The organism is Gracilibacillus alcaliphilus, from assembly GCF_016909015.1.
Lineage (GTDB): Bacteria > Bacillota > Bacilli > Bacillales > Amphibacillaceae > Gracilibacillus > Gracilibacillus alcaliphilus.
The window spans coordinates 80,321-89,394 of record NZ_JAFBFA010000022.1; the positions used below are offsets into that span (position 1 = coordinate 80,321).

At 35.3% G+C, this 9,074-nt stretch carries 7 protein-coding genes and 3 pseudogenes; 8 read left to right on the forward strand and 2 right to left on the reverse strand.

Annotated elements, in window-relative coordinates; genetic code table 11:
* Positions 1-684: 684 nt before the first annotated feature.
* Positions 685-1,272 carry a CGNR zinc finger domain-containing protein gene (locus JOD18_RS15415; RefSeq protein WP_204670022.1) on the reverse strand — a complete coding sequence of 196 codons (588 nt, stop codon included), beginning with the start codon at positions 1,270-1,272 and terminating at the stop codon, positions 685-687.
* Between the two features lie 194 nt (positions 1,273-1,466).
* Between JOD18_RS15415 and JOD18_RS15420 the strand changes: the two genes are divergently transcribed.
* The 6 genes and pseudogenes from JOD18_RS15420 (at position 1,467) to JOD18_RS15440 (ending at position 6,558) form a co-directional block, all read left to right on the forward strand.
* Positions 1,467-2,486, forward strand: coding sequence for an alpha/beta fold hydrolase (locus JOD18_RS15420; protein WP_204670023.1), 1,020 nt, complete (start codon positions 1,467-1,469; stop codon positions 2,484-2,486).
* A 48-nt stretch (positions 2,487-2,534) separates the two neighbouring features.
* Positions 2,535-3,392, forward strand: coding sequence for an alpha/beta fold hydrolase (locus JOD18_RS15425; RefSeq protein WP_204670024.1), 858 nt, complete (start codon positions 2,535-2,537; stop codon positions 3,390-3,392).
* Between the two features lie 165 nt (positions 3,393-3,557).
* Positions 3,558-3,914, forward strand: a complete 357-nt coding sequence (locus JOD18_RS15430) for a hypothetical protein (protein ID WP_204670025.1) — start codon at positions 3,558-3,560, stop codon at positions 3,912-3,914.
* Positions 3,915-3,997: 83 nt separating this feature from the next.
* Positions 3,998-4,484 (forward strand): annotated as a pseudogene (locus tag JOD18_RS24815) (BtrH N-terminal domain-containing protein).
* A gap of 41 nt (positions 4,485-4,525) precedes the next feature.
* Positions 4,526-4,858 (forward strand): DUF4872 domain-containing protein, encoded by a 333-nt coding sequence (locus JOD18_RS24820; protein WP_338029553.1) that lies wholly within the window; start codon positions 4,526-4,528, stop codon positions 4,856-4,858.
* 920 nt (positions 4,859-5,778) lie between these two features.
* Positions 5,779-6,558 (forward strand): alpha/beta fold hydrolase, encoded by a 780-nt coding sequence (locus JOD18_RS15440; RefSeq protein WP_204670026.1) that lies wholly within the window; start codon positions 5,779-5,781, stop codon positions 6,556-6,558.
* A gap of 167 nt (positions 6,559-6,725) precedes the next feature.
* Here the strand turns inward: JOD18_RS15440 and JOD18_RS15445 are convergent.
* A pseudogene (locus tag JOD18_RS15445) lies at positions 6,726-7,088 on the reverse strand (transposase); the annotation flags it as partial.
* A 399-nt stretch (positions 7,089-7,487) separates the two neighbouring features.
* Here JOD18_RS15445 and JOD18_RS15450 point away from each other — a divergent pair.
* Entirely contained in the window at positions 7,488-8,168 is a 681-nt protein-coding gene (locus tag JOD18_RS15450; RefSeq protein ID WP_204670027.1) for a response regulator transcription factor, read from the forward strand.
* A pseudogene (locus JOD18_RS15455) lies at positions 8,165-9,074 on the forward strand (hypothetical protein); the annotation flags it as partial. The gene JOD18_RS15450 and the pseudogene JOD18_RS15455, both read left to right, overlap by 4 nt.

Consider the following 9,074-nt stretch of genomic DNA (forward strand, 5'->3'; position numbering starts at 1 on the left):
ACAAACGGGCGCCGCTCGACAAGTTCTGCTATAAGCGCTTCGAAGCGTGAAATGCAGGGGATTACTTAGCGGATAATCCTAACTTTACAACCAAGGATGGGAATGACGGAACCAAGTTTCCTGAAACCATCCCGTCAATACTCCTGCATGCGTCGTGACTGACAGGTTACGGGGTCTGAAGTACAGGTGGATTCGGCAGAACGAAGGCTGAAGTCACGATGTTTATAAAAAAGTTGCGAAGCTTTCCCCCTTTGGTTTTATTTAGCCAAAGGGGTGTTTTTTGTGGCGAAAAGAAAAAGAACATCTAAAGACTTCTTTTGAAGAATTGTGTATCACCCACAATTAATCTTTTTCCGTACGAATTAATCTCTTTCCGCAAGTATTAATGTTTTTCACCATTAGAGAAAGATGGTTGAGAGAAAGGATGGAGAGAGAAGATTTGAGAGAAAAATGAGTGAGTTAGAGCGAGACCCCCTTGATACGTATGAGATAGAAGAGCGGAAGAGAAAAGAGTTATTTTTTCTTCTGCTCTTTTTTTTCTTGTTTATGTCATTCCTTTTTCTATAACTTACGGAAAAACATTAATTACGCACCATTATTTGTAAAATTGGGTTGGGGTTAGGTGTGACAAGGGATTGAGGTGGATTTGGAGGGAAAAAGAAAGTTATTGGGGGACATTGTGTATTACTTTTTCTTTTTCCTTGCATAAAAATCGGCTGCTTTTTGGCGATTTCCGCATAATTCCATGCTACACCAGCGTCTTTTTCCTGATTTTGATGTATCGACAAAATAGAGAAGGCATTTTGGATGTTCGCAATTCCTAATTCGATGGGTAGGAATTGTATCCAACGTTTGAATAATTGAGTGGATAATCATATATAGCACGTGTTCTCTAGTTGTTAGCCCTTCATAGACCAATTCTAATTTGTCAGACTCCGAATCAATAGTTAAGCTTACCTTCACTTGTTTAGTAAGCCTTTTTAATTGCTCTGTAACATTTAGAGAAAGTTTTCCTTGTTGTTCTAAATCACTTAAAATCATTTTGCTAAGGTCACGAAGCGATCGGAGCTCGACTGTTAGCGAATTAAGCAATTTATCTTCATTTTTTAAAGCCTGAAAATCTGACTCTCGTAATAGGTTATTTTCTTCAAGCCATTGAAGAGTACTTGATGGTTCGATAAGGATATCAATGTTTTGGTTTTCGGAGATATACGTCGTATTTACTAGGTTTATCCATGCCGTTCCACCTAATAAGAATAGTGATTTGTTCATATATGTTTCACCTCAACAATATTATAACCTTTAAAAAAGATATTTACAAGTTAGAAAAAGTGTAGTAACATACGATTATATAACCGGTAAAATCAATTTATAAAGGTTATATTAGGAGGTGAACATAGCTTTATACTGATAACAAGAAAAAAATTCTAAATGTTTGTGTTCATTTTGAAGGGAGAGAAAATAATGTGGATTACGAGATTTTTGATTTAGGTGACGTAACCTTACAATCAGGAGTGACGTTACCGAACGCATTTCTGGCTTTTAAGACTTATGGCACTTTGAATGAAAAGAAAGATAATGTGGTCATCTTTCCAACTGCTTTTGGCGACCAGCATGTTCAGAATGAATGGTTGATTGGAAACGACATGGCACTTAATCCGGAGGAATATTTTATTATCGTTCCAAATCTGCTAGGGAACGGATTATCTTCGTCCCCTAGTAACACGCCTGCTCCATTTGACAAGGCTAATTTTCCACAGGTAACCATCTTTGATAATGTTAAATTTCAATATCGGCTGGTGACCGAAAAATTCGACATTCAAAAGATTGCACTCGTGGTTGGATGGTCCATGGGAGGGATTCAATCATTCCAATGGGGAGCAAGTTATTCCGACATGGTGGAAAGAATTGCACCTTTCTGCGGAAGTGCAAAGACTTGGTCGCAAACGTATGTGGTCCTGGACGGAATGAAAGCTGCGCTCATGGCTGCAATTGGCTTTGATTCGAGTAAACTAAAGCAGTTGACTTCTGCAGACATGCGTGCCGTTGGGCGTGTTTATGCGGGATGGGGAATATCTCAGGCGTTTTACAGAGAGGAACTTTATCGAGAAATGGGATTTGATTCATTGGAAGAGTTTGTAGCTGGTGTCTTTGAACATAGCTTTATGAAAATGGATCCATACAATTTCCTAACCATGTTATGGACTGGACAAAACGCAGATATTAGTGCAAATCCTGACTATAACGGAGATTTCGATGAGGCCCTCAGAAACATTAATGCGTTTGCATGCATCATGCCAGGAAGTACGGATCTCTTCTGCACTGCGGACGAGAACAAATACGAGGCGAAACTTATACCTAATGCTGTTTTTAAACCTATCGAGTCGACTTGGGGTCATTTTGCTGGTCGAGGAATCAATAGTACCGATAACAAATTTATTGATGATAACCTAAAACGCTTGTTGGCCCTTCGTAAAAACAGATAGATGAAATTGTAAGAAATCCTAATAAAAAATCTAAAGGAGATGTAAATAATGAAAATTAGTTATCATAAACAGAAGGTCGGGGATGTAGAAGTTTTTTATCGTGAGGCTGGGCCTAAGGATGGTCAAGTGATTTTACTATTACATGGGTTTCCAAGCTCTAGCCATATGTTTCGTGATCTCATTCCCAGATTGGCAGAAGATTACCGTGTCATTGCACCAGATCTTGCTGGGTTCGGTCAGACAATAACCCCACCGCGTGGTCAATTTAACTTTACCTTTGATAGTCTGACCCAAGTTATGGAAGGCTTTACAGATGCATTAGCTCTTGAAAAATATGTGCTTTATGTGTTTGATTACGGTGCACCAATTGGTTATCGTTTGGCAATGGCTCACCCGGAAAGGATCCAAGCGATTATTAGTCAGAATGGCAATGCTTATGTAGAAGGATTTAGTGACACTTGGGGACCATGGGAGAATTATTGGCACTCTCCAACAGCTGAAAATCGTGAAGCATGCCGGGAATCCCTGACACCCGAAACCATCCGCAGTTTTCAGTATCTTCATGGGACGGATACTAGCCTTGTTTCACCAGATGGTTATTCACTGGATATTGCTTACATGTCACGGCCAGAGGCTGAAGAAATCCAACTGGATTTGATTGGTGATTATAGAACAAATGTGGATCTTTATCCTGATTTTCAGGCCTATTTCCGCAAATATCAACCTCAATTATTAGCTGTTTGGGGTAAAAATGATCCTGCCTTTCTCCCTGCTGGAGCTGAGGCTTATAAGCGCGATATTCTATCTGCAGAAGTCCATTTACTTGATACTGGGCATTTTGCTCTTGAAACACATGCTACAGAGATCAGTGAGCTAATTCACCAATTTCTAAAAAAGATATTTTAAACAAACTAAAATCCCAAACAAAATTTGTTATAAAAAACTCTTATTATACTGTAGTATAGAATCCATTTTGGTCAATCTTTTTTTCAAAATGGATTCTTCTGTTTAAGGTAATTTAAGCGTTTCTGAGCTTTTTTGATTAAACCTACATAACAAGGTAAAGGACCAATGCCAAGGAAATTTAAAGTAACAGATAATGGTGTGAAAATACTAAAACAGAATACTTTGGAATCCTTATCATCTTCTCGGGAAAGAGACAATAGATTTGATTTAGCTCTTGCAGACATTCCATTCTTAACTACAGAGGAAGTTTTGACAGCACTTCAAAATAGAAAAGATTTTCTTTCTGAAGTGGCTAAAAACATAAATAAACAATTTGAATCTCAAGGTGGACTAAGACTACCTTTTCACGTACAAGCGTTATTCAGACACCCTCTTTTATTAATTAAACATGAAAATGAATTTATGGATACCTTAATATCGGATTTATTAGAAAAAAATGTTGATAGGAGAATGGATAAATGATCGTAAAGAATTTCTCGCCTTTTTCTGGCCAACACTGTGAAACTACTGCTACCGGTAGTTTATTAAAAAGTTTAGGAATTGATATGTCCGAGGCGATGTTGTTTGGTATTGGTGAAGGATTAGGCTATATATTGGGACATGAAAAACATGGACTTTCCATTTCTTGGAGGAAGGGTTAAACCAGATCTTCTTACCCGTAACATTGTAAATAACTTAAATCTTCAAATGGAAGTAAAAGAGACTTCTTCCTTAAAAAAGGCACGGGAAAATGTTAAACAGAACATAGATAAAGGAATTGTAGTAGGATTAAAGCTTGACAGTTATTACTTGGATTATTTCACTAATAAAGTACATTTTGCTGGTCATTATGTGGCTATGTATGGATATGACGATAGTTTTGCCTACCTAGTTGATACAAAACAACAGGGTGGTACGGTAAAAACAAGTCTTGAAAACTTGGCATTGGCAAGAAGCGCAAAAGGTCCAATGTCTTCAAAAAATCTATCTTATACCAAAGAAAAACGAGATTGCACTAAACTTACAAAGTATGATTATATAATCCTCCTATAAAAAATTTAGGGTATAAAGGTACTAAGAAGACTAGCGCAGAGATTAATAAGTGGTTTGAGAGAAGCAAAAATATTGAAGATGACTTAGTATTAACAGCTACATTAATGGAGAGCGGGGAAACCGGGGGATCTCTCTTTAGAAATATGTACAGAGATTTCCTAAAAGAATGCTTGATTATATTTGATAGTGCTCCTTTACAAAATGCATATAATCTCTTTACCGAAATTGCGCCTATGTGGGAGGAAGTTTCTAAGCTTATCAGAAAAGCTGGAGAAACGTATGAAATCCTATTCTTAAATCATGCTTCTGATATTCTTATAGAGCTATCTAGCAAAGAATACGAAGCAATGAATCAACTATCAAGAATCAGTTGATTGTAGTGTATCCAGAAAAATAGAATTTAGAGAAATATGGATTCATGGTTACTGTCTTCTAATACTCGTGGCGGAGATGTGGAGAAGATGATTCTCACCCTCAATTAAAATAAGGCCGATTGTGGAGCAACATAGATAGGAAATGATCAAACTTTTTTATAAAAACCAAATTGAAATCTGTTGGAGAAGAATCCATTTTGATCAATCTTTTTTCAAAATGGATTCTTTTAATTTAGCGAAAAACGAGGGCTAGCCAGGTATTTTTGATCAAACTTTATTTAAAAGCTACATGTTGTTGTCTCCCCCGTAACTCTCTCTTACAAAAATGTAACTCTTATTGCAAGATGTAAGTAAGTTTTACAAAGACGGGTTATCGAAGCAGTTTATGTATCGACCTTATGTCATACTTTTATCAGAATCGGGAACGTACTATTTGTACAGCTTCTCGGTTCTTTTTTTGTTTGGAGAAAAGAGTGAGAAACTAAGCGTGACAAGTGTTGGAGATAAAAGAAAAATGTAAGCGCGTGAAAAAATATGAAGTAGAGAGTAAGAGAAAAACGTGATGATTCTTCTATCTATCACCTTAATTCCCCCATCTACTCTGTAAAACCGAGTTCCATTTTTCGAATCTTTCTCGATGGTTTTTCGATAAGATATGATGAAAGCAAGAGCAACTTAAAAGAGAGGAGAGATTACATTAAATAAGAATGGGGTGCTTCAACATATGGGAGAATCTCGTTCCAAGGTAAGGGACATCGAGGAACTATATACCGACGGAAACGAGAATCCATTTTTGATTCGATTTAGAATGTTAGGAATATATGGTAAAATATAAATAGATAAGAGGGATTTGGTGAAATAATGTACTTACACTAACGGGGCAGTTTACTTTAATAAAACAAAAAAAGAAGGTGAATCGTTTGGGCTTAACATATCAAGAGTATGGAGATAAGAACAGTCCATTAATGTTGTTTATACATGGAGGTGGAGTAAGTAGTTGGATGTGGGATAAACAAATACAATATTTCAGTAATTATCATTGTATTACGATAGATTTACCAGAACAAGGTGCAAGTAAAAATACAGAGAAATTTTCTATTCATCTAAGTGCAGAAAAGGTTAATGAGATAATAGAAAAAAATGCAAAGGGCAAAGAAGTTATTGTTGTTGGCTTCTCATTAGGTGCACAAGTTACTATTAAAATGCTGAGTCTTAATTCTAACTTAGTAGATTATGCGATTATTAACAGTGCATTAGTAAGACCCCACTCAATTATTAAAAAAATGATTCGACCGTCGATAAAATTGTCTTTCCCCTTAGTTAAAAATAAGTCATTTTCAAAACTTCAAGCCAAAACACTCTATATCAGTGAGGAATACTTTGATAAATATTACAAGGAAAGTTCTCAAATGAAATCAGATACACTTATTAGAATATTAGAAGAAAATATGTCGTTTGAAATACCTGAAAATTTTAGTAAAGCGGAAGGCAAGATACTGGTTACTGTTGGAGAAAAGGAAAAAGCAGTAATGAAAAAATCAGCGAAAGATTTAGTTTCAAGTAATTCAAATTGCACGGGGATAATTATGCCTAAAGTAGGTCATGGAATTTCTTTATTAGATCCTGATTTCTTTAACCAATTGATAGAAAATTGGATACAAGAAGGTACTTTACCTCGAGAAGTAGCATTTATAAAGTAAAGGATGGTCTTATACTAAACCAGCTAATAGAAGTGCTTCTGCTTTTTCACTATAGGGTGCATGAATTAATTAAATATATATAATTTCATTGATGGTGCAAGAGAACTTGGTTATACCATTGAAACGGAATAATTATATATAAGGGTTTGTCAAATAAAGTGTGTAAGTTATTCTAAATACTTTAACACAAGTTCATGAAGGTGATCATGAATTAATAGCTGATTCATGACCATTGCCCATTGTTGAATATGGCCGCCTTCCCATTTATTTTCAAGTTCTTTTTGTTCGTAAATACAAGACTTTTAGAAGGGCGTTCTCGTTTGGAATGCTCTTTTTTTTGTCACTTTTCTAAAGCTGGAATGGATACTTTCTACAACATTCGTAGTGTACATGATTTTGCGTAACGCACTTCCATAATCATAAAGCTGCTCCACATAGTTAAAATTTCTTGTCCATATATCGATAGCTCCTTGATAGAATGCCCACTGTTCAAAGGCACTCAAACAAGCCTTAAGACTTGGTACTCCATAAGACGCGATGTTTGTAAAAAAAGTTGCGATACTTGCCTCTTTCAATTAAAAAATTCTAAGTGAGTTTTGATCGAAATTTTTTATAAAAATGCACAAACCATTCACAAGATCAATGCTTACATCGTGGTTCTTACAGACATCTTTCAATGTATCCATATTTGATTTCACTCTATGTACACAGCGCTCTCTTATATGATATGGTTACCAAAAATTACATAATAATCAAATAAATTTATGATTAAACATACGAAAAGGGGAGTATATCATTATTGATACTTCCCTTTACATTGCTATCAATTCTTTATTTTATCTTTACATGTTCTTGTTAACATTTATTTGTTAGAATTAAAATACTTAAAATGTGGATAAAACACAAATCATCTATAGGAGACATTTCAAATGAAAAAAACGGTTTTAATAGTAGAAGATGAACATATTTTACGGGAAATTAGTAAAGATTATTTCTTAGATGCTGGTTGTGATGTTTTGGAAGCAAGTGATGGTGCGGAAGCAATAGATTTATTTGAAAATTTTAGCATTGACCTAATTATTTTAGACATTATGATGCCCAAGTTAGATGGATGGTCAGTCTGTAAGAGAATCCGTGAAAAGTCTGTTGTCCCTATCATTATTTTGACAGCACGATCAGATGAAGAAGATACATTATTAGGATTTGAGTTAGGCGCAGATGACTATGTTACAAAACCTTATAGTCCACGTGTATTATTGGCAAGGGCAAAACGTTTACTGGCGTCTCATTCCCACACTCCCAACAAAAAGGACTATCTTTTGACTAGTCAACATATTGAAGTGAATCTTCAATCTCATTCAATAAAAGTGGATGGAAAACACATAGCATTAACACATACTGAGTTTGAAATATTAACATATTTAATGATGAATAAAAATATTGTTATAACTAGGGAACAATTAATCAATCAAGTATGGGGGTATGAGTATGCCGGAGATGATCGAACAATCAATACGCATATGCGGAATTTAAGAAATAAACTTGGAACAAGTGCAAAGCAAATTAAAACAATGGTTCGAGCTGGCTATAAATTTGAGGAGAAATCATGAAAAACCGGATAGTATTGAAGTTATTTCTTTTAACAACAGGATTATGTTTGTTTATCTTACTAGCTATATTTGTTGGACAAACATTATTTTTTGAACGATTTTATGCCGAGGAAAAAGTCAATCAATTAACAGAAGCTATTGCATCTTTTCGTCAAGAATATCTAAATATTGATGAGGAGGATAGGTTGCGACAATTGGAACAAGACTTTTACCAAGAGCATAATGCTTGGATTGTCGTGTTAGATGAAAATGGCAACATAAGAGGAACAGAAGACTATTTTGTTGAACTAGAAAAAGCATTTATATTTACAGATACAAGCAAAAATAAGATAGAAAAAATGTATATTGAAAGTGAGCCAATCAAAATTCCTATTTATTATTTAATCAATCAAGAGGAGTTTATAAATAAAGAGAATACTCTTAACGAATATCCAACTGTTGAAGTTCAAGGGTTAAAGAAAGACAATACCATTTATCCGTATCAATTGTTTTGGAGATCTGATGATACTTTTGGTAGTGTATTTGATAGATGGGAATCGGTTCAAGAGGCGCGACCTCAGCTAAGCACAGATACTATTGACAGCGTTATTGGCAGCGTGCTTGATAGACAAGGATCCTATTCCTATACACTATGGGAAAACAGGCAACTTTTGCAAGAAGTCGAAGAGTTTGACGATACTTCTCTTGCGATATTTGGTCACGTTAAAGATATTCATATACCAGATGTAACTCATAATATATTTTCCAACCCCATATTTCTCGACAAATTAAAGGAGTTCCAGGTTGACCTGCTGCTAAATAAGAATGTAGATGGATCTATGTCAATAAATTGGACAATAGAAATGGTGAATTTTTTAATTTCCTACCGCGCTCCGCTTGCTCCCCTCTGTGTTAAAGGAAGGGGAA

Bases quoted from the DNA above. Each gene is read 5' to 3' on its own strand.
- JOD18_RS15430 (WP_204670025.1), top strand. From the start codon at position 3,558: ATGCCAAGGAAATTTAAAGTAACAGATAATGGTGTGAAAATACTAAAA.
- JOD18_RS15450 (WP_204670027.1), top strand. From the start codon at position 7,488: ATGAAAAAAACGGTTTTAATAGTAGAAGATGAACATATTTTACGGGAA.
- JOD18_RS15425 (WP_204670024.1), top strand. From the start codon at position 2,535: ATGAAAATTAGTTATCATAAACAGAAGGTCGGGGATGTAGAAGTTTTT.
- JOD18_RS15415 (WP_204670022.1), bottom strand. From the start codon at position 1,272: ATGAACAAATCACTATTCTTATTAGGTGGAACGGCATGGATAAACCTA.